The sequence below is a fragment of the Variovorax sp. NFACC27 genome, assembly GCF_048301545.1.
GTDB classification, from domain to species: Bacteria; Pseudomonadota; Gammaproteobacteria; order Burkholderiales; family Burkholderiaceae_C; genus Variovorax; species Variovorax gossypii.
The window spans coordinates 4,342,460-4,366,262 of the sequence record NZ_CP157613.1; the positions used below are offsets into that span (position 1 = coordinate 4,342,460).

The window sequence follows — 23,803 nt, forward strand, 5'->3', positions numbered from 1 at the left end:
CCCCAGACCCGGCTAGGCGCAGCGGGACACAGACTTGCAGCAGGGGCTGCGCTCAGCCATCTCCGCTTGGTGAGGCAACGGCTCTTCGAGGCCGTCCCGGAGCGGAGCGTCCATGGATAGCGCCCCCTGGGGCATACCACCCGGCCTTTTTCCGGACCGCGGAGCTCGGGTCCGACTGCACGGCCGCTTCGATCGCAGCCGCGGCATGCCGGTTGCCGTGGACGAACCGGCCGACGACCTCGATCGCCATGGCCCGAACATGCGCGCTGGGATCTTTCGCCAGCAGTTCCATCGCCCGCGGAAGAACCTCGGCCTCCTCCGGCTGGCACGATCCCTCCTTGCAACGATCGCAAGCCAGTGTGTGCAGTGTCGTGATCCGCACGCGCTGATCGGCGTCGTCCAGCATTGCGAGCAGGTCCGCCAGCGTGTCGGGCTGCAGGTATCGGTCGAGAAACTGGCAGCAGTGAAAACGCACGTCGGCATTGCCATGCCGCAGCCCGGCACGAACCGCGGGGAGCGCTCGCGCTCCCAACTGCAGCAGGCTCCTGTAGGCGGCGGTCGCCCGATACGGCACGGCCAGCACCTCTATCAGGTCGGCGGCTTCGTCTGATCGGCGCAAGGAAATCACCATGAGGCAACCCTCCATCTCAACGGGTCGGCGGACGGACCGGCATGGTACGCGCTGCCTCGAACGGCTGCCATGAAGAAGCGGCAATGTCCGCAACCGGCCCCGAGACCGCCTTCGACCTGCGCTGCCAGTCGTGCGTAAGCGGTTCGTCGATGCGACTTCGTTCAAGTGGGGCGGTCATGGTCAGCACACCGTGAAGGTGCCGTCCGCAAGTGCAGTGTTCATCGATTGCCGAATCAGCAATCAACCGTTCCAAACATTGTGCTAGTAGCACCGCATTGCCATTCCTAGGATGAGGCCCTTTTTCTTGACTCTCCAGAGCCCACTCGATGAACCGTCTTCCTTTCGAAGTCGAGCTTGAGGCGCGCAGAAAAACGACATCACGTTCCACGATCCATTAAGCTATAAAAAATAACCAAAAAAACGATCCGTACCCGCGGCGCTCCATCACCCTCTTCTCTCGTGAATGCTTGTTCGCGAGAGGGCCAACACGAAGCAATGGCAGATTTCGAACTCGCCCAGAAAGACGTCGCGTTGATGGAGCATGCACTGAGGCTCACCTCGGGTTTTGGTCCCTGGCCCGCAGGCTCGATGCAACGACTGCTCGCAAAGTCGCGCGTCAGGCGCTTCGCCCGGCACGAGCTTGTCGGGGTCGAGGCAGGTGAGCCCTGGACCTTCACGATCATCTCGGGGCATGTCATCGTCAGCCGCACGCCGCCCCGGGGGCCGCGCGCTCCGGTGACGCTGCTGGGCCCTGGCAGCCTGATCGGCTTGGTGCGCCTGCTTGAGAACACGCAAGGCATGGAAAGTCCGGAGCCGGATCAGCGGGTTCTCTATGACTTCAGTGCCTGTCTCGATACGACAGTCGTTCAGATGCCAACGGCGCTAATCCTGCAGTTTCTCGACGAGCAGCCTGCGCTGTGGAGAGACATGACCGTCATGCTGATGAAGCAGCATCGACAGGTACTGGATACCCTGCTCGGTGCCTGGATGGGCTCCTTTTCCCAGCGCCTGGCATCGACACTCGAAAGACTGGCGATGCTCTACGGAAGCAAGGAAGGATCAGTCATCAAGATCGGCCTGCGGATCACCCAGGAAGACCTCGCGGCCCTGTTGCAGGTCACGAGGCAGTCCGTCAACAAGGCCCTTCGCAAGCTGGCCGAAAGCGGCGCGATTGGCCTCAACTACAACTCGATCAGCGTGCTTGATCTGAAGGTCCTGCGAAGTCATTCGAGTGCTGTTCTGTAGGCTCGCACAGGAATCGCCGAGCACTGCCCGGGCGCAGCAGCCGGGCTAAGCCTGCGCCTGCGACGAGCACGGCACGCTGACCACGCAGGTGGGCGGTGGGGCACGAACAGTGCGGGGCAAAGCCCGCCCCCCGCTTCCCCGAGCGACAGAAGGCGTGCGCAGACGCATGCACGAGGGTGTCACACAACGGGAATGAAGCCCTTTCTTTGCTGGAAGACTTCGTTGTGCCCGAATGTTCCCTGCGGTGAAATCTTGAAGTAGCGCAGGATGATGCGCTCGATGATGCAGGCGGCGTTGTTGTACGACTCCGGAGTGGGATGACCTGCCTGCCAGCCCTTATGGGTAAACAAGAGCAACAGCCCTTCCAGCGTATACGGCACGCCTTCCAAACTGAGGGGCGTGCGTTTTTCTTCCCTGAAGAGCCGCTCCAATGTCTCGACACGCGCATTGTTCCAATACAGATTCTGAGGATCGTTGGGCCCCTGAAGTGCCTTCTTGACGATCCGCTCGTGGCGCAGGGTGTCGTTGTGGTCATCCTGGATCAGGTCGAGCTCGTAGGTTGCGAGCATGTCCTCACCACCCGCAACCATGAACGCCGGATACAGCCCATCGTCTGTCTTCAGGTAGTTCGAATTGGCGAGATAGGGGTGAAGGGTGCTTTGCGCGCGCTGCCGGAACGGTGCCTTGATGGACACGAACTGCTGAGTGGGCGACGCAAAGTCCTTCAGGCGCGGATAAGGCACGTTTGCGAACGGCTTTGGAACAGGCTGCCTTGTGGGGTAGCCGACCCCAAGCCCGACGATCGGCTTGGCAAACTGATTGTGCAGGTCCGTGACCTTGCGTTGCACGTCGGGCCTCGTGTGCCGCGTCCCTTCAGTCTGAGCCACATCCTGGTCCATCAGAAGAATCTGCTGAGGTCGGTACGGCAAGGAGTCGGCAAACGCCAGTGCCGCGGCGCGGGCAGCACCAAAGCCGGTCATCTTTCCGCCGTCCCAGCCGATCAGGTGCATGTTCCGGAAGCTGTTCATGATGCGCGACAGCGCACCCTGATAGGTCCTGAAATCGAGCTTGTGGACGAGGAGATACAACGGCTCGTTTCGAAGATTCGCCGGATGCCATGCAAGGCTGTGGTCCGCGTTCAGATCCTGGGCCAGCTTCAGCGCGTTCCCTCCGCTGATGACGATGACAGGCACGCTCGAGGAGCGCAGATGAGGCGTGTGGGAGGGACCTGCACGCAGGAACGAGAACCAGCCGGTGCCCTGCAGATGAGGGTTGTCGTTTTGCGTCGCGAGCAAGCGGCACGTGTTGACGCGTTTTTCCAGGACCTCCTTCATCGTCTGAATTGCTGGCACGCTCTGGATCTTCTCGACAACGATCGGCGCATATTTGCATGCGGGGCGCGTCGCAGGATCGGCCCAGTCTGGGTTGATCCTGATTTCGATGGGTGCGGACATTGGCCTTCCTTTGTCTTGACTGACGATAGAGCCTCGTGCAGCAGTGGACCCATCCACGCCCGAAATTCGACTCTCGGATCACGCCGTGCGTTGGTACCCAATTCACGCGGTACGAAGAGCTCGACAGCCCTCTGTCCCTGTTCCCGGATTGCAATGAAGACAAGCCTGGGCCGTTTCGTTTGCCAGACATGTTGAAGACCGCGGGCACCGGCGACTGTGGAACTTGACCTGGCTGTCGAGGCTCGGGGAGGTATCTCCGGCTCTCCGTTTGAGAAACCGCGATCAGAAGACACAACGCAAAGCGAATGCTGCAGGCACGAAGATCATTCCGTCCCTCTCAAGACGATCGCCATCCCCAGAATACGGGAGGGCCCGAGACTTCTCTACTTCCTATTTCTTACTATCTGCAGCAAAAGGAGTTGCAGGCATTTCCGCTCATGTTCTCCAGCAGCGAAATCCCGGAGTTCCTGCGCACCAGACTCCCGCTGACGGAGGGTTCGCGAAGCTCAGGCTCGCACCGAAGAAGTCCGGGTTCTTGCGGCAACAGCACAACCAGGAATTCGCTTGTGCTTCGGAAATCTTCAGCGGAGCGCTACCGCCCGGGTTCCCTCGGGCGGCAGCGCTCTCGCTTCTCACTGGTTCTTCTTCGTCTGAGCCAGGATGTCCACCACGACACGGCGGTCCGGCTGCAGGCAGGCAATCAAGCGTGGCGTGCGCTGCGTGCCTAAACAATCGCGCGTCACAGGCTCGCGCTCCCCCATCGATCGCACGTCCATGGGCACATTCACGCCCGCCCCCTTGAGGTAGTCGCGCACGGTGTTGGCACGTCGCAGCGCCAGCTCTTCGTTGTAGGCCTCTGCGCCGAGTCGGTCGGTGTGCCCCGTGATCGTCAGGCTTTGCACCTGCATCTGCTGGCCTTGCAGCGCGCGAGCCAGCGCGTCGAGTTCACTGCGCCCCTTCGGCAGCATGTCGGCCGCGCTCGAACGATCGAAGGCAAAAAGAGCATCCGCACTGAGGGTCACGCGCTGGATCGTCGGCGCCGCCGGCACCGGCGCTGGTGCGGCAGCCGGCGTCATGACGGGTGTGAGTGCGCAGTTCTGTCCCTGGCACCAGTTGTAGCGCTCGTCGTGCAGGCTGCTGCAGCCCGCGAGCACGAGCGCGGCAACGGCCGCAGTGCCGAGAGCGAGCAAGCTCGGCGCGTTCTTCTTCGGAGTGTTCTTCGTGTGCATGGGTTGTTTCCTTGTCGTTGTCGAGAGTTGCGCCACGCTCACCATGCCACCCGCACACCGAGCTGCCCCGAGACGCCTTCGCGGTGAGCGCCGCTGAGCGAGCGCTGATACTGCAATCCGCCATAGAGGTAGGTCGTCCTGCTCAGCGGCAGCTGTGCCCCGACACCTACCTCTGCCCAGGTCTGCTTGCCCCATTCACTCACCGCGGTGCTGCCGATGGTCACGGCTTCTGGATCCTTGAACTCGTGCAGCAGATTGGCAGTGAAGTAGAACGTGTTGGTGCGCGTGAGCTGGTCGCTGCGCTCGGCCTTGTCGTTCCAGCTCAGGCGCGCTCCCACGCGCCCGCGCAGGCTCTCGCTAGTGAAGCCGCCCACCGGGGACACGTTGTCTACGAAGCCGCGGTAGCGCGTGACCTGGTAGGTCAATTGCGCCTGCGGCTCGATCAGCCACTGGCTTTCTCCGATCTGCCAGGGGCGCCCCACCTCGACGCTCAGCCCCAGGCCGGCGCCCTTCTGTTTGCCCTCGCCGCCGTACCTGTCGGTGTAGTCATTGCGCACCGAATGCAGCTGGCCCACCAGGTCGAGGTAGCTGCCGTTGTCGGCATAGCGCGTGTGGTACGCGCCCAGAGTCAGCATCTCGCCCTTCATCTTGCCGGTGTCGTAGCCCATGCCCGCATCCCCGCGGCGGCGATCATTGAAGTTGACGTTGGTGCGCCCGTAGCCCACGCTGATGCCCGTGTGGCTGCGTGACTTGTCACCGGCGTCGCCGCTGTAGCGGATCGCCAGATCCTTGCCGAGCTGGAAGTACTGCATCTCCTGTTCGAACCCGAACTGGCGCTTGCCATCCACGTCCAGGCGCTGTGCGTGCAGGCGCATCCAGACCTGGTCCTCCGGCGCCTTGGCGTCACAGCCGCAGTAGTCCCACTTGAGCGTCTGCTGCTCGCCCACCCGCTTGTGCAGACTCCCCAGCAGGCCCAGGCCCAGCTCGGCCGTGGCCAGCTGCCCCATCACGTAACCCGACGCCGCGGGACGGAACACCTCGGGCGCCGGCACCGGGGCCGGTACAGGTGCAGCTCCCGGAATCACCCCGGGGATGGGTGCGGGGTTGTACACGCTGCTCAGATAGAAGCTGTTGGCGTCGCCGTCGGTGCGACCGCCGCGGTGCAGCCCGTACTCGAACGCGCCGGCCTGCACCGGGGCGGCCAGGGTGAAGTTGCCCTCCGATGAGGTACCGGTGACCTTGACCACCTGGATGCCGTTGATCGTGGCGGCACCGGCGCCGCCTGCGTTGTTCACGAGTACGCGGGTGGTACCGCCGGTGTTGCCATTGACGACCAGCTTGTCGGTGACGCTCGCATCATTGCCGAGCACCGTGTTCAGCTGCACGATGCCATTCGCCCCGGCGTAGTTGCCGAAAATGCTCAGCACGTTGCCCGGCACGCCGGACGCACTGCGCAGGTTGATCAGGCCCGCGTTGTGCACGTCGCCGTTCACGGTGAAGGCGGACTGCCCCAGCGACACGCTGCTGGAGGACCGGATGAACAGGCCCAGGGGATTGCCGCTGCCATCCACGCCCGCGCCCACCGTTAGAGGCGTGCCGGCGAGGATCAGGCGCGTGTTGTCCAGGGTGATGCTTTCCCAGTTGCGCAGGGTGTCGCCGCCCGCGGTGGCCGTGACGCCCTGCAGGGTCAACCGGTCGACCCAGCCATCGGCCGCAGACACATCGTCGCCGCCATCGAGGATCTGGCTGCCGTTGTAGCCCGCTGCGGACACGAGGGCCGTGTCGGAGCCGTTCTGACCGAAGAAGCCGCCCGACAACGTACCGCCGGACCAGGTGAAGCGGTCGTCATCGGCACCGGCGTCGATCTTGCCCTTGACCGAACCTGCGACCAGGCTGATCGAGTCGTTGCCGGCATTGGTGAGGATGTCCCCGGTCACGGAGCCGGAACTCGTCACCACGACTGCTCCGGTTTCATCCAGGACAGCAGTGCCGGAGCGGGAGCCGTCGAGCATTGCGCTCGAGGCGATGTCGATGGTGCCGCCACCAGCCCCCGAGGTGTGCACGGCCGCAGCAGTGCTTCCCGAGCCACCGATCGCCGATCCGGCCACCGAGACCGCATAGCGCCCGCTTCCTCTCGCATAGGCTGCGATGCCGTTGCTGTTGGCGCCAGTCGCCGACGCCGTGAGGCCCGCAGCCTGAACGGCCGTCGCCGTGCCGGCACCCGAGGAGACTGCGGCAACCGCGATGGCATTGATGCCGTTCGCCGTCACGCTGCCGCCGCGTTGCTCCGTCGTGGCGTTGCCGCTGCCACTCGCCACGGTACCCAGCGCACCGCCGAAACCGTTGGTGACGATCGAACCTCCCGTCTGTACCGCGTGGGCATCGCCGGTGCCCAAGGTCTGGGCGACGACCCCGGCGTTGGTGAAGGTCGAGGACGCAGCGTTGATCGATCCTCCGGTCTGCGTCGCCGTGGCGCTGCCGTTGCCGCGTGCCAGTGCATAGACCGCATGCGATCCGTTCGTCGTGATCGAGCCCCCGTTCTGCGTAGCGACGGCGGCACCCGTGCTGTAGGTCTCGGAGAAAAGCGCCACGCCGCTTCCTCCCGTACCTGTCGTCGAAATCGAGCCACCGTTCTGGATCGCGGACGCGGTGCCGCCGCCGTCCGTGCGCACCGCGATGCCGAAGGCGTTCTCGCCCACGGCGTTGATCGTGCCCCCGTTCTGCACCACCAACGCATTGCCGCCTTGTGTCTGATACGCCTGCGCGCCGATGGTGGGGCCGCCGGCCGTGCCCGCCATCGTCGTGATGCGCACGTCGCCGTTGATCTGCACCTCGCGCGTGCCGGCGCCCGCGCCGCCGCGGTTGGCCACGGCGATCACGGGTGTAGCGGGCTGGACTGTCAGGGCGCCGGCGGTTCCGTCCAGGACCAGCTTCGCGTCAGGCGTCGAGTAGAAGATGCCGCTGGCATAGGGTGCGGCATCGGTCGCGGGCGAACCGTCGCCGTTGCAGGTGACGGTGCCGCCCGCTGCGATGGTGCCGCACTCGCTGACCGCCCAGGCGGGTGATGCGCCACCGAACGCCGCTGCGGCCAGGAAGGCCGCGCCGAGCACCGCGCCTGAAGATCTCTTGCCGCGCGCGGCGCTGACCTCGCTCGCCGCAACCCAAGCGCCGAGCGCTTCGTTGTAGACACTCCGAAATGTCCTGTTCATCTTGTTCCCTCGTACTCCATATAGATCGGTCGCCGAATGCGCAGCCGTGTTGGGTGGATGGCTCGAATGCAGAAGCTCGCCGCCATCGAGAACACCAAGCTGGTCGCGATTTCGAGGCCGTGCGACCGTGCAAGGCCTCGAAGTAGCGCGGAATCTATCCGTGCGAAGGAGGGGGAGGAGAGACTGATTTGCCTCGAATGTCTGGCACCCGACATTCGAGGTATTTCTTCTTTTCAAATTGTGAACAATGCCCAGTCGCCAGGTTCCTCGTGACCAGACCGCGTCTTGGCTAAGAGGCGGCGGCGAGTGCTGCGCTGAGATCACGCACATGCGATCCGGCCCGGACAATGTCCTACACACTCCCCATCGTCCTCTGCCGAGAATGGTTCTACCAAGGAGGCCCGATGGAACAAGACGACCAAGCGAGCGCTTCGGCGCCATATGCGCCCCTTGGGCAGGCAGCGCTCCGCGATTTCTTCCTTCGCTATGGGCGCGAGTTCAATGAGGGACTTGCTGGAAGGCTGAACAGGCGGGCCTTGTCCGACCTGTACGCCGAAGCCTTCATCGCCTCTGCCCCGGCCGGAGTCGTCATCGGACGCAACGACTCGGAATTTGCGCGCGCCACGAGCGAAGGCTTTCGTCGATACCAGGATACTGGAATGAAGCGAATGGAACTGGAAGGCGTTACCGTCTCCAGCATCGATGCGCTCCATGCGATCGCTCATGCGGCGTGGAACGCCGTGTACACCGTGGAGGGCGGCGAGAAATCGATTCGTTTTACGAATACCTACCTGCTGCGGCTTGACGCGCTCGGTGCCCTGAGGGTCTTCGGCTGGATTACCGGGGACGAAGAGGAAGCGATGCGCAAACACGGGATAGGTGATCGTCCGACCACATCATCTTGACCCCAGCAGGCCTGCCTGGAGCCCCGCGGACAACCGGCGCTTCGCTATCGGCTGCGAGATGAGGGGGGCCCCTCGAGCCCGCTGACGCTACGCTGGCACGGTGGTTTCGTCTTCAGCACTCCAGAGTCGGCCGACCGTCCGCAGGGTCTGCCCTTCGCGTCGGAACTTCGACGCGGACCGCGACGCGATGTACATCGCCGCGACGGACGGCATGTTCCGCAAGTCGACATCTACGCTGGCGACGACACCGAGCGTGCCAGCTCTCAACGCCTTGATTGTTGCGTTTAGGGGGAGAAGCCATATCTGCAGAGGTGTTTCGAATAATTCGTTTAGCGCCACCATCTCGGCCGGGACTTCCAAAAGGCCCCGTCCGAACGACCCAGCAACTGCAAACTCACGGGGAACGAAAATGAAAGAGCACGACGTGCTGGATCCAGCCAGCGCAGCTGAAGCGGAGATGGCTGCGGCGGCTCATCAATGTCTGGTGGCGGCCCTGGATCGCTCAAAAGCTGAACACATCAAAGTCATCCTTGATTTCGCAGAGAGCGAACCGGGAAGAATGCGCCTGTCTTGGAACTCCCTCCGAGAGCGCTGCGATTCTTTGCTGAAGTGCTCCGGCAAATGGCGAAGCGCGAGCCCATGTTACTGATGCCTCAGAAGCATGAACTCACGACCCAAGATGCGGCGAACTTCCTGAACGTCTCTCGCCCTTTCGTCGTGAAAGAGATCGAAGCTGGCAACCTTGCCTGCAGGCTTGTTGGCGCTCATCGGCGAATCGAGTTTCAGGAATTGAGGCGCAATATGGCTGAGCAGATGAAGCGATCGGAAGAAAACTTCAAGAGCTCACCGCTCTTTCGCAAGACCTTGGCCTGGGGCCGTGATCGCTACACGGCAAGACGTCTTTCGCCATCGATTGCTGATGGCAGTAAGAGCGCCACCACTTTTTCGATCGCCCATCTTATAAAGTCATTGATGGCATCGGACCGGTGAGTTCGAGCCCCGTTGGAGGGGAATGAAAGAACGCGGTCCACACGGTGTGGGATGCCATGTTCTGCCCCGCACCGCCTGCGCAACAAACCGCAAAGTCGCGAAATCTTCGGGCAATGTCGTCGCGGCAACCTTGGGGCGCCGCCAGTCAAGCAGCCAGCGATCTCCACTCTCGAAGAAAGCATGCCCGTGTTCGATCCCATGCCCACCTACACCGCCTCAAGGATGTATCGCGAACCCAAGCTGTTTTTTGGCGCCCTTGTCGTGGAAAGCAATCCGGCCGTCGCGCACCGCATGAAGCGCATCCTGGGCCTGCTCGCCCCGGGGCGCCGCGTGGTGCTCGCACCCACATGCGAGGAGGCCAACGCGATGCTGGCCGCACTGCCCTTCGATCTTGTGTTCGTCGGCATGCAGCTCTATCCGATCGGCGACGCAGCGGCGTTCATCGCCGACATCCGCGCGAGGCTGCCGCGCACGCAGGTCATCGCCATGTCGGATACGGACGAGAGGGGACTGGTGATGTCGGCCTTCGCCTCAGGCGCAACAGGCTATCTGGTGAGGGACGCGGATGATGCCGAGATCGCGCACACCCTGCGCTCACTTGCAACCGGCATTGCGCTGGACCCGCGAGTGGCTGGACATCTGCTGGCCATGCTCGCCGAGACATTTGCGCAGTCGAGCGCCGACCTCCATGCACAGGACGACTTCAGCGCCTGCCGGAAACTCGAGTTCAGGCCTCGGGCAACCGCAGAGGGAACGCGCCACGACCTTCCGGACTGAAGCCCCCTGCCCGGCGACGCCGACGGGCCTCAAAGAGGCAGGATCGCGGCGCGCACCACGCCCCGGCCGTCTCATCCAGCCGCGTGCTCCGATGCCGCCTTGCTGCATGGGCCGTGTCCGCGGGCTTGCAGGTTTCGTGGGTTCATGCGGATGCCTGTGCTCTCCTGTTGTTCATGCAGCCATTGAACGACGCGCTCGGCGCGCCGCACACCGATGCCGCGCACCGGATACCACCAGGTGGTGCCCGTGTCGTTGATGCGCTGCGCCAGTTGCTCCAGCGTGCCGAAGCCCGCCTGCGCAAGCCTTTCAGACAACAAGGGAGCGAACCAGACCGCCACGCTGTCGTGTGCCTGCGGCGCCTCCGCGCGCGATCGAACGTTCTGCGCGGGATACGCCGGCGCGACGGCGTGTGGCCCTCCCAGCCCGCCGGCCTCGATGTCGACCGCCCGTGCGCGGGACGTTCTGGTTTTCCGAGCGCTCGGAGGGTGGTGGAGCCAGCCCGTAGCCGCCCCCTCATCCTGCACGGCAAGTCGCGGGATGCTTGTCATGTGTCTCCTGTGTCAGGGTTCTCGTGCGCGAACGGAGCGGAGCACGCACGAATGCGCCTACCCCGACGATCCGCGCGTCCCGTGGATCGAATCGAGTAGTCCCTGCACGGGGCATGCCAGGCGTCTGCGCGTTGATCCCCAAGGTGTTTCTCATGCACCGGGCAGCCGATGCACGCCATTCAGACAAACTGCATGTCCAATATTCGGACATGTGTCTGAGTGCCGATCAGTATTTACCAGACAGAGGGGTTGGGGTGGGCTGCGTCCCATTGCGGCAGCGCGGCATCCCTGTGCTGCAGGGACGAGGGGACGTGGGTGTCGCGAAGACCGAGCAGCAACGCTTCGGCCGTTGCCACTCAATGGTGGGCGCCGCGCAGTGTGCCTCTACCGAGGCGGACAGGATTCCGGAGTGCTCGCCGCATTCAATTGCTCGCAGCGCGCAATGCCTCGCTGCGCCGGGCGAAGCGGGCCGCCCATTCCTCGGCGGGCATGAAGCTGGGGTCCGAGCGCACCACGCGCTCGGTCTGGGCCCAGATCGCCTCGTCGGCCTCGTCGAGATCCAGCGGATCGCCGTGCGGCTGGCTCACGTACCATGGCGTGTCGAGGTAGACCTCCACCGTGTTGTCTTCCGGGTCCATGCAGTAGATGGACAGCGCATTGCCGTGGTTCAGGCCCCGCATCTTCGTCGCGCCCAGCGACAGCGCGCGCCGGCGCGCCTCGCGCAGGTGGTCGATGGTCCCGACCTTGAACGAGAGCTGCATCACGGTGCTGGGCGCATCCGGCGCGCGGCCACCGGCCAGCACCAGTTGGTGGTGCTGGTCATCGCGCCCGCTCAGGAACACGAGCTCGTAGCGGAAGGTACCGCCGATGCCTCGGTCGGTTTCCTGCATGTCGAACACGCCCGTGTAGAAGCGCTTCATCACGGCCAGGTCGCGGCAGAAGATGCCGCAGTGCGACAGGTTGGGAATGTAGGGAGCGTTCACGATGGCCTCGGTCTGGGTTCGATGGAATGCGGTTGGATTCACGGGATCAGCACGAGCTTGCCGAGCGAGCCACCGCGGTCCAGCAGCTCGTGCGCGCGCCGCGCCTCGGCCAGCGGCATGCGGGTGGCGCGCGGCGCACGCACCTTCCCTGCCGCCATCAGCGCGATGGCGTCCTCCATCAACCCACGCGCTGCGCTACATCGCTGTCGACGGTGTGGATCGAGAAAGTGCGGATCGCCAGGCTCCGGCCCAGCAGCTTGCGCAGTTCGTCGAAGACGTCGTTCGCGGGCGGGCCCGAGAGGATGTTGTAGGACACCGCCATGCCGAAGGGCGCGAGCGATCGCAGGCAGGCGATGAAAAGCGCCCCGCCGACGTGGTCGAACGCGAGGTCGGCGCCGCGTCCGTCGGTCAGCGCCATCACGCGTTCGGGTAGCGTCGCCGGATCGCCGTCGATGACCTCGCTCACGCCGTTCTCCAGCGCGAAGGCGCGCTTTTGCTCGGAAGAAGCCGTGCCGATCACGCGCAGCCCGCGCGCACGCGCGACCTGCGCCAGCGCGGTCGCGACGCCGCCCGCGGCGCCCGGCACGAGGATGGTCCGTGCCGGCAGATTGCCGTTGCTCGCCAGCAGGGCCAAGGCGAGCTGGAAGTTGCCCAGGCTCACGGCGTCTTCGAAGACCAGCCTGGCGGGCAGCACGAAGGGCACCGATTCGCCCACGCAGATATGCTCGGCATAGCAGCCGCCGCGCTGCGCGAGCTCGCGCGCACTCACGAGCACCCGATCGCCCACGGCGAGCCGGGTGACGCCGGCCCCGACCGCATCGACCGTCCCTGCCATCTCGTTGCCCGGGATCGCCGGCAGCGGCGGCATCCACTTGTAGGTGCCGTTGCGGATCAGCACGTCCGGCCCGCCGGCACCGATGGCCGCGGCCTTGACGCGCACCTGGCCCGGGCCCGGCTCGGGCAACGGCAGGTCGACCAGCCGCAGCACCTCGGGACCGCCCGTTTCGGACAACTGCACGGCGCGCATGGTGTGCTTCGTCATGCTCAGCGCTGCCCGTCGTGCACCGAGACCTGTTCCTTGGCCAGGCCGCCCAGGCGCGCGTGGACGCGTCCGCCGTCGGCCATCACCAGCGCGAAGAGAATCTCGTCGGGCCGCGGCGCGTCTTGGATACCCACCTCGAAGGTATTGAAGTGGCTGCGCACGTAGGCGGCATGGATGTAGTGCAGCGGCACCATGAGGCGATAGCCGGTGGCCGCGACGACCTTGGCCGCCGGCACGATGGCCTTGGGATCGCCCAGCACCTGGCGCATGGCCCAGCCACCGGCCTCGTGCCAGACCGCGCCGTGCTCGAGCTCCCCGTTGACGCCGACGATGGCCGCCTTGCTGTACGCCTCGACCTTGTCCTTGCCCAGCGTGGCCACGAGTTCCTCGGCCAGCGAGGTGCCGAGGCTTCGCAGTTCCGCCATGAAAGGCAGCAGGTCAGGCTCATAGCGCCCGGCGTAGGGATTGCGGATCACCGCACATGCGGCGGCGATGCGCAGCGGCTTCGCGGGTGCCGGGCCGCCTTCGTGGAAGACGGTCTCCACGGTGAGGCTTTTCTTGCGCAGCGCGATCAGTGGCATGGCTTGATTCCTTCGTTCTTCATTTCGTTTGTCCGTTCATTCGTTCATTGCCTGGGAATCTTCGCGTCGGCCACCACCTGGGTCCACTTCTCGAGTTCCCGGGCCACGAGGGCCTTCATCTCCTCGGGCGTGCTGCCGCGCGCCTCGCCGCCCATGTCTTCCAGGCGCTGCCGCACCGACGGGGCCTGCAGCGCGTGCAGCGCCTCGGCATTGAGCCGATCGACGATCGGGCGCGGCGTGCCCGCCGGTGCCAGGAGGCCTGCCCACGAGCGCACGTCATATCCCGCCACGCCCTGCTCCGCAACCGTCGGCACCTTCGGCAGGCCCGGCCAGCGCTGCGGCCCCGTCGTCGCCACGGCGCGCAGCTTGCCGGCCTGGATGTTCGAGAGCACCGCCGTGGGCGGTGCGATGATGAAGGGCACCTCGCCGCCGAGCAGCGCGGTCACGGACGCGGCGTCGCCCCGGTAGGGCACATGCATCATCGACACGCCGGCCATCTTGGTAAGCAGTTCGCCCGCGAGGTGGTGCGTCGACCCGATGCCGGCCGTGCCGTACGCGACCGTTCCGGGCGCGGCCTTGGCCGAGGCGAGGATCTCGGCGAGCCCCTGCGCCTTCGAGCCCGCATTGACGACGATCAGGAAGGGGAAGTAGGTGACGGTGGACACGGCCTCGAAGTCGGCCACGGTCTTGTAGGGCAGTGTGTTGTACAACGCCCCTGCCACCGCATGCCCGCCGGTGGCCAGCAGCAGCGTGTAGCCGTCGGGCTTGGCGCGCGCCACGGTGGCCGCCGCGATGGTGCCACCCGCGCCGGGCTGAGCCTCGACCACGATCGGCTGGCCGAGCGCCTTGCCCATCTCGACGCCCACGGCCCTGGCGATCGCATCCGCGTTGCCGCCCGGGGCGAAGCCCTGGTAGAGCTTCACCGCACGCTCCGGGTAGCCCTGCGCAAGGGCCTGGCAGGCCGGCCATGCGGCGGCCGTCGCCGCACAAGCGGCGAGAAGGGTTCTTCGTTTCAAGGTCTTGTCTCCTGGTGCGGCGCCCTTGTGCGGACGTCTCGCGCGATGCTGGCGTGCTGCTGGCTCGAAGGAGAGCGCGCGCTCAGCCCTGGGCCACCACGGGGTTGCGCAGCAGCCCCACGGCCTCGATCTCGACTTCGACCACGTCGCCCGGCTTCATGAAGCGCGGCGGCTTCTTGCTCCAGCCCACGCCGGCCGGCGTGCCGGTGGCGATCACGTCGCCCGGCACCAGCGTGAAGATGGTGGAGGCATAGGCGATGAGACGCGGGATGGAGAAGATCATGTGGCCCGTGTGGCTCGACTGCACCACCTCGCCGTTGAGCCGCGTCTCGAGCTTGAGCTCGCGCCCGGGCGCGATCTCGTCGGTCGTGACCATCCAGGGGCCGAAGCCGCCGGTCGCTTCGAAATTCTTCCCCGAGGCGATCTGCTTGGCATGGAACTGCCACTCGCGCACGCTGCCATCGTTGTAGCAGCTGTAGCCCGCCACGTGATCCCACGCATCGGCCTCCTGGATGTCGCGGCCCCCCTTGCCGATGATCACCGCCAGCTCGCCTTCCCAGTCGAGCGACTCGGACACGCGCGGGCGCACGATCGGTCCTTCGTGCGGCGTCTGCGAGCGCCACACGCGCAGGAAGATCGGCGGCTGCTCGGAGAGCTCGCGATGCATGCCCGCGGCCAGCACCTCCTGGTGGTGGTCCATGTAGTTGCGTACCGCACAGACGATCTTCTCGGGCTTCGGGATGACAGGCAGGTAGCGCACGCCGGACAGCGGCACATCGGCGGCGAGCCCTGCAACCAGTGCGTCGCGGCGCGCGAAGTCCGCACTGGCGATGAAATCGGCCAGCGTGGCGTGGCCGGTGCGCCCGGCCAGCTCGGCCACTCCGCCATCGACGACGGCGCCCCAGGTTTCGCGGCCCGCGAGGGAATAGGACATCAGTTTCATGCGTTGCTTCTTTCGGATTGGACGTTGCACGGCAGGTCGGCATAGCCCCCGCCCGATATCCATATTAATGCATGAAGACGTTTTTGTGCATAAAAATATCTTCGTGCATGTTTAATCCGAGGTGCATTCACGTGGCCCATGCAGCAGCGAAAGAAGAGCGCTGCCATCGCCAATCACGATGCGTCGGCACGGGCACGGCTTCCTACACTGCGAAGCCGGAACCCAAAGACAACGGAGGCAACAACACCATGGCAAGAAACCTCCTCCGCGTCGCGGCGGCTCTGGCGCTCACGACGCTGGTCGGCTGTGCGAGCGGCCCTTCACTGCAGGTCGCCGAGATGGGCAGCTTTCATGTCGGCGGGCGTGCCGTCGCGCTCGCGGGCCTGCCGCAACGGGAACTCGTGTTCACGCCCGGGGCGCCGCCGCTCAAGCTCGACCCGAACGGTGACTTCGAGGTCGAGGCGCTGTATGCGCGCTACACGCGGCTGTCCAAGCCCAAGGCGAAGTACCCGCTGCTCCTGTGGCACGGCGGCGGACTGGCGGGCACCACCTTCGAGACCAAGCCCGACGGGCAGCCCGGCTGGGAGAACTTCTTCCTGCGCGCGGGCTACGACGTCTACGTGAGCGACGCGGTCGAGCGCGGCCGCGCGTCGTGGGCCCGCTACCCGGAGATCTTCAGGAGCGAGCCCTTCTTCCGCCCGAAGAAGGAGGCCTGGGAGCTCTTCCGCATCGGCGACACCGACTCGTACGCCACCGATCCCGCCAAGCGCCGCGCCTTGCCGGGCACGCAGTTCCCCGTGGCCGCCTTCGACCAGTTCGCCAAGCAGGCGATCCCGCGCTGGGGCACCAACGACGCAGCCACGCAGGCCGCCTACGACGCCTACGTGGACAAGGTCTGTCCCTGCGTCATCGTCGTGCACAGCCAGGGCGGCAACTTCGCCTTCAATTCCGCGCTGAAGTATCCGCAGAAGGTCAAGGCGCTGGTCGCCGTCGAGACCTCGGGCTCGCCCAACCCCGACACCTATGACTTCTCGCGCGTCAAGGGCGTGCCCATGCTCTGGGTCTGGGGCGACAACCTGGGCAAGTTCGCGTTCTGGGAGCGCATCGCGGCGCAGCAGGAGAAGTTCCGCAACAGCCTCGCGCGCGCCGGCGGCAAGGGTGAGCGCATCGTGCTGCCGGAGATCGGCATCACCGGCAACTCCCACATGCTCATGATGGATCGCAACTCCGACCAGGTCGCCGCGCTGATCGACCAGTGGCTGGCCAGGCAGGGACTGAAGAACTGAAGTGCCCGCGATCGCCGGGTACCAGGGAGGCGCCCCATGGGTGTCAGCCCGAGGAGGCGCTCTTCCCGCAATACCTCAGGCGCCCGTGACGCGGCGTATCGCGGCTTCCACGTTGCGCTGGGTGCTCAGGATGTGTTCGCTCAGCAGCGCACAGGCGGTATCCGCGTCGCGCCGCAGGGTCGCATCCATGATCTTTCGATGCTCGTTGGACTTGCGACGCCCTGCCTGACGATGGCGCGCGGAAAAGCGGCGATAGCGCTCGGCCTGATCGAACAAGCTGGCACTCCACATGCGTTGCCGATCCGACGCGCACGCGGCGACCAGCGCCAGATGGAAGGTGCGGTGAACTTCGCTCCACTCCTCGTCGAGGATCACGGGGCCGTCACTGAGCCTTGATTCGACTTTCTCGAGTCGATGAAAGGCGGCGACGACCGCCCCTTCCCAAGCATCGTCACCCAACTCGATCGCGCCGCGCAGCGCATGCACATCGAGCATCAGCCGCATGCCGGTGATGTCGTTCAAGTCCTCCAGCGAGATCGGCGCGACACGAAACCCTCTTCGCTCGTCGGCGCGCACAAGACCTTCCTGCGTGAGGCGGCTGAGCGCTTCGCGCAACGGGCTGCTCGAAAAGCCGTAGTGCCCCTGAAGTTCTTCCAGTTTGAGCTTGCTGCCCGCTTCGAAAGTCCCGATCAAGACATCGTGGCGAAGGCTGCGAAAAGCCTGCTCCGACAGAGGCGTGGAGGAATCGGCTGACGCACTGGAGTTCGTGTAGCTCATGGCGCACATTTTATGCACAAAGAAAGAAAGCATGCAGGGAAAACACCGAGGGCGTTTCTATTTTTATGCATAAACTTCATCTTCGTGCACATTCAATCGCCAGCTGCGGCAAAGAGCCCTCCCATGTCTTCGATCGAGATCCGCAGGCGCGTCTCGAACGTCGACCCTGCAGCCGGCGCGAGACGGCAGCGCGCGCAGGCAGTTCACCTCCTGTCGCACTCATTCCCATCCGCGCCGCCATGCCGGTGCATGAATCCTGGAGACATACCTTGAACAACACCTTGACCAGACGCCGACTCCTTGCTGCTGCATCGGCCATGGGGCTGGGCTGGGAGAGCCTCGCTGCATTCGCCCAGTCCGCCAATGCGGCCCGGATCATCGTCGGGTTCCCTCCCGGAGGCACAGCCGACAGCCTGGCCCGCGTGCTGGCCCCCCTGATGACGCCGCCGGGGCAAAGCATGATCGTCGACAACAAGCCGGGAGCCTCCGGCCAACTGGCCGCCGAGGCCGTGCGCATGGCTGCACCGGACGGCAATGCACTGCTGCTGACGCCATCGTCCATCTTGTCGCTCGTGCCTCACCTCTACAAGAAGCCCATGTTCGACAGCCTCGGAGATTTCGCCGCCGTCGGAGGCGTGTGCGATCACTCCTTCGGATTCGCGGTTCCGGGAACCTCGCCCATCAAGAGCTTCGCGGAATTCGTCGACTGGTCGAGGAACAACGCCAAGGAAGCGACTTTCGCGACGCCGGGCTCCGGCACGGCACCGCACTTTCTGGGAACCATCCTGGGTCGCGAGATCGGGGCCCCCCTCGTGCACGTGCCCTACAAGGGTGTCGCGCCCGGACTGCAAGACCTGATCGGCGGCCAGGTGGCCTCGACCTTCAACCCCCTGCCGACGCTGCTCGAGTATCACAAGACCGGACGGATACGCATCCTTGCCGTCACCAACCCGAGCCGAGTCGCTTCGCTGCCTGCGGTGCCGACCTTCACAGAGCTCAAGCGACCTGCCCTCGAACTCGTGGAGTGGTATGGCCTGTTCACTTCATCGAAGGCTCCCGCCGATGCGGTCGCCAAGCTTCAGAATCAACTCCGGCTTGCCGACGGCAAGCCGGAGTTGACCGCCGCAGCGAAGCGGCTGGAAGTGGAGCCGCGCCCGGCGGACGCCACGGAGCTCAGGCACCTTCTCGAAGCGGACTACAGGCGCTGGCAGGGCATCGTGAAGACGACCGGCATCTCGCTGGACTCCTGATGCGCGCAAGGCTGCCGGCGTGCAGCATCACTCGCCCTGGCGCGCCAGCGCACGACGACGTCGATCGACCTGCCGCACGCATCGCCACGACACTGCAGCACGCGCACGCGACGCGCTTGACGGGCAGACGCTGCCCCGGCACCGTCATCGTGCGTATAGGGAAAGCAGCAGCGCCGTGACGGTTGCCGCCTGATCCACTTCCAGCCGGCACATCTTCTCCTCTGTTCCACGCCTCAAGCGCATCAATGGGTTCGCAATGAACGTCGACGTCATCATCGTGGGCCTTGGCCCGACCGGGGCAACACTCGCTGCGCTGCTGGGGCAGCGCGGCGTCCGGGTGGCCGCCTTCGACAGGCTGCCCGATCTCTATCCCTTGCCAAGGGCCATCGGCCTCGACCACGAGGTCATGCGGATCATGCAAGAGCTTGGCATCGCGGAAAAAATCCAGAAGCACACCGCCCCCTACCGCCCCAGCGAATACCGCGGCATGGAAGGCCAGTTGATCAAGCGTCTGGACATGGCGCCCCCACCCTATCGCCTCGGCTGGGCACCGAACTACGTGTTCGATCAGCCCGCCTTCGAGGGCATCATCCGAACCCGGCTCTCGGAACTGGCGACGGTGCAGGTGCATCTGGAGACCGAGGTCACGGCGCAAGGTCAAGATGCCGGAGGCGCCTGGATCGACGTGCGCGTTCGCGGGGAGGAACCGACCACGCGCGCCACGGGCAGGTACCTGGTGGCCTGCGACGGCGGTGCAAGCCCGATCCGCACGCGCCTCGGGATTCCACTGGAGGATTTGCACTTTCATGAGCCCTGGCTGGTGGTGGACGTCCTCGTCAACGAGGACAAACTCGACAACCTGCCGCAGACCCAAGTTCAGTACTGCGAGGCAGGACGTCCGTCGACCTTCGTCGTGCTGCCGGGCAACCACCGCCGGTGGGAAATCATGCTCTTGCCTGGGGAGAGCCTGTCGCCTGAATTTCCGGAAAGCGAGCTGTGGCCGTTGCTCGAACGCTGGATCAGGCCCGAAGACGGCAAGCTCTGGCGCGCCGCCGCCTATCGGTTTCACGGGCTGCTGGCAAGCCGGTGGCGTGAAGGCCGAATCCTTCTGGCAGGTGATGCCGCGCACATGACGCCGCCCTTCATGGCGCAAGGGATGGTCCAGGGGCTTCGAGATGCCCAGAACCTGGCGTGGAAGCTCGACCGGGTCTTGAGCGGCTCGTCGCCGGCGTCGCTTCTCGACTCCTATGGCGAGGAACGCCGGCCCCACGTCGTCGAAACCACGCTGACCGCGATTGAGTTGGGGCGCGTCATCTGCGAGCGCGATCCCGAATTGGCGCGCAGGCGCGACGAACGTCTTCTGGCCGAACAGGGCGGGCAGGTGCGAACCGTGTTTCGCCAGAACATGATTCCGCCCCTGAGGCATGGCCTGATCGCACTGGACGCGCCCGGCGCCGGCTCACTGGTTCCGCAGCCCCGTGTCAGGGCCTCGGGACTCGAAGGCCGATTGGACGACCTGTGCGGGCGCGGCGTCCGGGTCATGGTTCTCGGGGAACTCGATGCGGCAGTGGAAACGCAGTTGCTCGGCCTTTTGGCATCGTGCGGCGGAACGTTGATCCAGGTGGGCTCGACGAAACAAACGAGAACACCGTCCCTCCACGTGGAAGAACTTGAGGCGGTCATGGCGCCTTGGCTGGCGTCCTTGGGCCAGTCGGTGGTCATCGCGAGGCCCGACAACTATGTGTACGGCACCGCGCAGACCCCGGCAGAGGCGATCCCCCTGCTTCAACGGCTTCTTCAGAGCCTGACCACATGAATCGACATCGAGAGCACGCGGATTGCACACGATGCGTCCTGGACACCTGGCCGTTTGGACCATCCCAATGTCACATTCAGATTCTTGCTTAACTCCACCCGCAAGCTACTAATCACCGCCTACAAGTGAATTGCCCCAGGTTTTCCTGGTACCTCTGAGTCCCGAGGCTGAGGCCCGATAGGAGGTGCCATGAGCAAACAAAGATATACCGAAGGATTCGGCCCGGCTACGGGGTCTCCCTGACGGCTGATGCCCCAGTAGCGGCAGGCCCTCGAGACACTCAGCCTCGAAAGGCACTTTTGCGGGAGGACTTGCCAAAGGCTTTTCTTGCGACATGCCCCACCTCGGAGTCCTTCTTCAGAACATGGAGCACAGCCTCGAGCAGCGGAGCTTCCTCGTCAGCTTCGCGAAGCTGGACGTCGAGGGCCTTGATCTTCTGTTCGGGCGTCAGCGGCGCAGATGAGGCGGTTCGACACGGGCATGGGCAACCGCGACGTACTCAGGACCGCGTCTTCGGGTCCCTGGTGCGGCGGGTGTCGCGCTTGGGCTTGCAGTTGCCGCCACGAAGGTCGGCAGGGGCTGCATTGGCACCAGCGGCCGTGATCGGCGCAAGGGTGGATCGGCCATGGTTGCCAGCGGCGCCGACTTCTGCGGCTTCACATGTGTCGGTGGCTGCGATGAAGATGCCGAACGCCAGGACGCCGACGGCCAGCAGCCCCATCACAAAACGCCATACCTGGCGGAATTTTCTCTGCCGCGACTGAACGAAAGGAAAGGGTTGCGTCTTGTGCCATCGTGCCACCATGGCAAGCTCCAATAGAGAATCGTCCACACGCGCCGGCACCAATGGGCTGTCGAGTTGTGGCACCTAGGAGGCACCGAGCGAGACGCGATGCCATGGATGGTCCATGACCGACATCCTGAACTTCGAAGAAGGAGAAAAAATGAAGACCTTCACTCGGCGGAAACAGGTGGGTCTGGGGTTCCGCGGACTTCGCCTTGGCTAGATGCAAGCGCCTGAATCGCGCGACGCTGGCAGGTTCACCACGACGTCACGGTCCGAGCTTCGCGATCCGCCGCGCATGCGACAGATCTCTCAAGCCTGAGTGCCAGTCACCTGGCTCGGCCCTCTTGAACTACAGACCTCTTGTCGTGTGAAACAACTGCATCAATCCAAAGCCGAATCGAGCGACTTCTGTTTGCAGGCGGAACAGCATGGCGGGTAATCGCCGATACAGGGGAAACTTGTAAAGCTTCAGCTGCTTGCGATCTCCAATGGTGGAGGTCAATCCGGTATCGGACGGGCAAGGCGACGGGACAACGACCCGCAGCTTCAGTCCGAAAAGCCATGCGCGTTCAAGGGCGTGATCGTAAGGAAGACTCATCGGAAGCAAATACTTCGAGAGCGTGCGGGCAGCATTTCTGTTGTAGAGCACGCAGTTCGCATTCATGTGCCGCGAGAGTGGTATCGCGAGTTCGTAGGGGTGATGAAGACTTGCAGTGAAGATCGGTGTTCCCGAATGGAAACTGGATAGCTTGACGATGTCCCACTGCTCATTGGAGGCGAGAAGGCTCTGCAGAAGTTGCTGGAAGTCTTCAGGAAAGTCGGCATCGTCCTCCAGCACCAGCACCCAGTCGCAAGGCCCCGCGAGAAACTGACGCAGCGCTTCCAGATGGGAGAGATAGCAACCTGCCTCGGCAGGGTTCATTTTCTTGCCGTGTCTGCGTCGATATCCCGCCTCGTCGACATCGGCATGCAGCGCCAAGTCGAGGGTCTTCCCATCGACTCCAGGGATCCGCCGCCACGAGAGATCGACGCGACCCAATCGCCGCCGCATCGCCTCCATGCGATCTGGCGATCGATCGAGGTTGATGACAAAAGTCTGGAGCTTCGGGCAGGAAGGAATGTATTCGCGGGTCATGAAGGAAATCAAGAACAGGAAAGCCGGCTCCACCTGTCGAGTTTCCAAACGATGGCGTTCATCGATATCGGCGCCAATGACCATCCGGTCGCCGGAATCCGGCGTGGTCTGGGAGCGTGCATCGCCGGAGGCAGCCTTGTGCGCGGCATCGGAGCAGGAACGGGGTCGTTGATGCGCACGATTTCCGCGTTCGCTGCAGGAATGATCACCAAGCACAAAGCCGAGATGCTGGCGAGATAGCGTTGCGACAAAGGAGGTGAGTTCATTGCATGGTGCGACCTGATTCGGAGGCGCGATGATGAACAGACAAAGAGCAAACAGTTTGGAGACGGTGGCCGACGGCATCGTTGTTCTGTCGATGCGGCTGCATCCTGCCCGTGCATTCGGCCGCCTATCGGCGGGCAGAGCGGTGATTAGCGGTGGTTCTGGAAGGCAACCGCCTTGGGGTCTGTACGCTCGAGCCGCCCAGGCAGTACTGCCGCGCCGGATTGCGGCGAGCGGGGAAAAGCGTTCACATCTGCCTCTGCTCTTGAGTAGGGATTCAACCGTTCGATGCAACGCATTGAAGACTGCGAACGACAGCGGCAACTGCGCGGCATCAACGCATGGCCTGCAACCCCTCACGATCGGCGTACCCACAGGCGATCGGTGACGGCGTCGCCGGCACAGCGATGAGTTCAAGGCCAATGCAGTTGCCTTGGCCGCGCAGCTCGGCGGCCGATGTTCATCGAAGAGGTCTACAACGCCAAACGCCTGCACTCTGCGCTTGGTTGGCTATCGGTCACCCAACGAGTTCGAAGATCAACGGGTCCAGCAAGCTGGCTTAGATCTGACTCCGGTGGTCCAGCCGCAAGGGTTCACTCCAATTGGGTCGGCAAGTTTCGCGAAGACATTGCATGCACGCAGAAGTACCTGTGTGAGCATCAACACGCCCCCCCAAGGACGCTCCGGTGTTCCAGGCCGACACACATAACGGCCAGTTGCATCCCGAGATCTCGAAGCGGCCGCGCCGCCACTTGGTCACCAAGAGCTTTCCGAGTGTGTTCACCGGCACTGACCTCGCAGGCTGGTTTGCGCGCCACGAGATCGACACACTGAACGTGGCCGGCTATCCACCGGAGGCAGTGAGGTGATGAACGCCGCGGGCGCTCGTCTTGTGAAGGTGCTCGACCATCCACTCGATATCGACAAGTTGCGCG

General features: G+C 64.4%; 22 protein-coding genes and 2 pseudogenes. 9 read left to right on the top strand and 15 right to left on the bottom strand.

The window, feature by feature from the left end; genetic code table 11:
- Positions 1 to 52: 52 nt before the first annotated feature.
- The gene (locus ABL840_RS20295; RefSeq protein ID WP_418115943.1) at positions 53 to 646 is read right to left on the bottom strand and encodes a HEAT repeat domain-containing protein; all 594 of its coding nucleotides are present in this window, start codon (positions 644 to 646) and stop codon (positions 53 to 55) included.
- 480 nt (positions 647 to 1,126) lie between these two features.
- Between ABL840_RS20295 and ABL840_RS20300 the strand changes: the two genes are divergently transcribed.
- The gene (locus ABL840_RS20300; RefSeq protein ID WP_093307234.1) at positions 1,127 to 1,876 is read left to right on the top strand and encodes a Crp/Fnr family transcriptional regulator; all 750 of its coding nucleotides are present in this window, start codon (positions 1,127 to 1,129) and stop codon (positions 1,874 to 1,876) included.
- A 179-nt stretch (positions 1,877 to 2,055) separates the two neighbouring features.
- Here ABL840_RS20300 and ABL840_RS20305 read toward each other — a convergent pair whose 3' ends face one another.
- The 3 genes from ABL840_RS20305 to ABL840_RS20315 all read right to left on the bottom strand — a co-directional run bounded on the left by ABL840_RS20305 (position 2,056) and on the right by ABL840_RS20315 (position 7,768).
- Entirely contained in the window at positions 2,056 to 3,330 is a 1,275-nt protein-coding gene (locus ABL840_RS20305; protein ID WP_093307235.1) for a hypothetical protein, read from the bottom strand.
- A 632-nt stretch (positions 3,331 to 3,962) separates the two neighbouring features.
- On the bottom strand, positions 3,963 to 4,559 hold the full coding sequence (locus tag ABL840_RS20310) for an OmpA family protein (protein WP_170217173.1): 597 nt from the start codon (positions 4,557 to 4,559) through the stop codon (positions 3,963 to 3,965).
- 38 nt (positions 4,560 to 4,597) lie between these two features.
- A complete protein-coding gene (locus ABL840_RS20315; RefSeq protein ID WP_176947642.1) occupies positions 4,598 to 7,768 on the bottom strand; it encodes an autotransporter outer membrane beta-barrel domain-containing protein in 3,171 nt (1,056 codons plus the stop codon).
- 404 nt (positions 7,769 to 8,172) lie between these two features.
- Here ABL840_RS20315 and ABL840_RS20320 point away from each other — a divergent pair, with 404 nt between their 5' ends.
- The 4 genes from ABL840_RS20320 (at position 8,173) to ABL840_RS20335 (ending at position 10,440) form a co-directional block, all read left to right on the top strand.
- A complete protein-coding gene (locus ABL840_RS20320; protein ID WP_103893629.1) occupies positions 8,173 to 8,673 on the top strand; it encodes a hypothetical protein in 501 nt (166 codons plus the stop codon).
- Positions 8,674 to 8,860: 187 nt separating this feature from the next.
- Entirely contained in the window at positions 8,861 to 9,322 is a 462-nt protein-coding gene (locus ABL840_RS20325) for a hypothetical protein (protein WP_418115944.1), read from the top strand.
- On the top strand, positions 9,295 to 9,663 hold the full coding sequence (locus ABL840_RS20330; protein WP_240652211.1) for a helix-turn-helix domain-containing protein: 369 nt from the start codon (positions 9,295 to 9,297) through the stop codon (positions 9,661 to 9,663). Before ABL840_RS20325 ends, ABL840_RS20330 begins: the two co-directional genes overlap by 28 nt.
- Before the next feature lie 180 nt (positions 9,664 to 9,843).
- Positions 9,844 to 10,440 (top strand): response regulator, encoded by a 597-nt coding sequence (locus ABL840_RS20335; RefSeq protein WP_176947637.1) that lies wholly within the window; start codon positions 9,844 to 9,846, stop codon positions 10,438 to 10,440.
- Positions 10,441 to 10,511: 71 nt separating this feature from the next.
- Here ABL840_RS20335 and ABL840_RS20340 read toward each other — a convergent pair whose 3' ends face one another.
- From ABL840_RS20340 to ABL840_RS20370, 7 genes and pseudogenes are all read right to left on the bottom strand, one after another.
- On the bottom strand, positions 10,512 to 10,988 hold the full coding sequence (locus ABL840_RS20340; RefSeq protein ID WP_418115945.1) for a phage integrase family protein: 477 nt from the start codon (positions 10,986 to 10,988) through the stop codon (positions 10,512 to 10,514).
- Positions 10,989 to 11,410: 422 nt separating this feature from the next.
- Positions 11,411 to 11,971: a VOC family protein gene (locus ABL840_RS20345; RefSeq protein WP_093307241.1), complete on the bottom strand. Its 561-nt coding sequence runs from the start codon at positions 11,969 to 11,971 to the stop codon at positions 11,411 to 11,413.
- Positions 11,972 to 12,009: 38 nt separating this feature from the next.
- On the bottom strand, positions 12,010 to 12,321 hold the full coding sequence (locus tag ABL840_RS20350) for a zinc-binding dehydrogenase (RefSeq protein WP_418116372.1): 312 nt from the start codon (positions 12,319 to 12,321) through the stop codon (positions 12,010 to 12,012).
- Positions 12,252 to 13,013, bottom strand: a pseudogene (locus ABL840_RS20355) (zinc-dependent alcohol dehydrogenase family protein); the annotation flags it as partial. The gene ABL840_RS20350 and the pseudogene ABL840_RS20355, both read right to left, overlap by 70 nt.
- A gap of 2 nt (positions 13,014 to 13,015) precedes the next feature.
- Positions 13,016 to 13,594 carry an amino acid synthesis family protein gene (locus tag ABL840_RS20360; RefSeq protein ID WP_093307737.1) on the bottom strand — a complete coding sequence of 193 codons (579 nt, stop codon included), beginning with the start codon at positions 13,592 to 13,594 and terminating at the stop codon, positions 13,016 to 13,018.
- Positions 13,595 to 13,638: 44 nt separating this feature from the next.
- Positions 13,639 to 14,610: a tripartite tricarboxylate transporter substrate binding protein gene (locus ABL840_RS20365; protein ID WP_093307739.1), complete on the bottom strand. Its 972-nt coding sequence runs from the start codon at positions 14,608 to 14,610 to the stop codon at positions 13,639 to 13,641.
- A gap of 82 nt (positions 14,611 to 14,692) precedes the next feature.
- Positions 14,693 to 15,553: a fumarylacetoacetate hydrolase family protein gene (locus ABL840_RS20370; RefSeq protein ID WP_093307741.1), complete on the bottom strand. Its 861-nt coding sequence runs from the start codon at positions 15,551 to 15,553 to the stop codon at positions 14,693 to 14,695.
- Between the two features lie 248 nt (positions 15,554 to 15,801).
- On the opposite strand from ABL840_RS20370, the gene ABL840_RS20375 reads away from it, so the two are divergent.
- Positions 15,802 to 16,839, top strand: coding sequence for an alpha/beta fold hydrolase (locus tag ABL840_RS20375; RefSeq protein WP_093307743.1), 1,038 nt, complete (start codon positions 15,802 to 15,804; stop codon positions 16,837 to 16,839).
- Positions 16,840 to 16,914: 75 nt separating this feature from the next.
- Here ABL840_RS20375 and ABL840_RS20380 read toward each other — a convergent pair whose 3' ends face one another.
- Positions 16,915 to 17,616 carry an FCD domain-containing protein gene (locus ABL840_RS20380; RefSeq protein WP_418115946.1) on the bottom strand — a complete coding sequence of 234 codons (702 nt, stop codon included), beginning with the start codon at positions 17,614 to 17,616 and terminating at the stop codon, positions 16,915 to 16,917.
- A gap of 269 nt (positions 17,617 to 17,885) precedes the next feature.
- Here ABL840_RS20380 and ABL840_RS20385 point away from each other — a divergent pair, with 269 nt between their 5' ends.
- Together ABL840_RS20385 and ABL840_RS20390 are read left to right on the top strand one after the other, a co-directional pair.
- Positions 17,886 to 18,866: a tripartite tricarboxylate transporter substrate-binding protein gene (locus tag ABL840_RS20385; protein ID WP_418115947.1), complete on the top strand. Its 981-nt coding sequence runs from the start codon at positions 17,886 to 17,888 to the stop codon at positions 18,864 to 18,866.
- A gap of 256 nt (positions 18,867 to 19,122) precedes the next feature.
- Entirely contained in the window at positions 19,123 to 20,682 is a 1,560-nt protein-coding gene (locus ABL840_RS20390) for a bifunctional 3-(3-hydroxy-phenyl)propionate/3-hydroxycinnamic acid hydroxylase (protein WP_093307746.1), read from the top strand.
- Positions 20,683 to 20,921: 239 nt separating this feature from the next.
- On the opposite strand, the pseudogene ABL840_RS20395 reads toward ABL840_RS20390, so the two are convergent.
- From ABL840_RS20395 to ABL840_RS20405, 3 genes and pseudogenes are all read right to left on the bottom strand, one after another.
- Positions 20,922 to 21,142, bottom strand: a pseudogene (locus tag ABL840_RS20395) (IS3 family transposase); the annotation flags it as partial.
- Between the two features lie 39 nt (positions 21,143 to 21,181).
- Positions 21,182 to 21,550 (bottom strand): hypothetical protein, encoded by a 369-nt coding sequence (locus tag ABL840_RS20400; RefSeq protein WP_143043040.1) that lies wholly within the window; start codon positions 21,548 to 21,550, stop codon positions 21,182 to 21,184.
- 268 nt (positions 21,551 to 21,818) lie between these two features.
- Positions 21,819 to 22,949: a glycosyltransferase family 25 protein gene (locus ABL840_RS20405; RefSeq protein WP_093307750.1), complete on the bottom strand. Its 1,131-nt coding sequence runs from the start codon at positions 22,947 to 22,949 to the stop codon at positions 21,819 to 21,821.
- A gap of 605 nt (positions 22,950 to 23,554) precedes the next feature.
- Between ABL840_RS20405 and ABL840_RS20410 the strand changes: the two genes are divergently transcribed.
- Positions 23,555 to 23,737 carry an isochorismatase family protein gene (locus tag ABL840_RS20410; protein WP_418115948.1) on the top strand — a complete coding sequence of 61 codons (183 nt, stop codon included), beginning with the start codon at positions 23,555 to 23,557 and terminating at the stop codon, positions 23,735 to 23,737.
- The last annotated feature ends 66 nt before the right edge of the window (positions 23,738 to 23,803 follow it).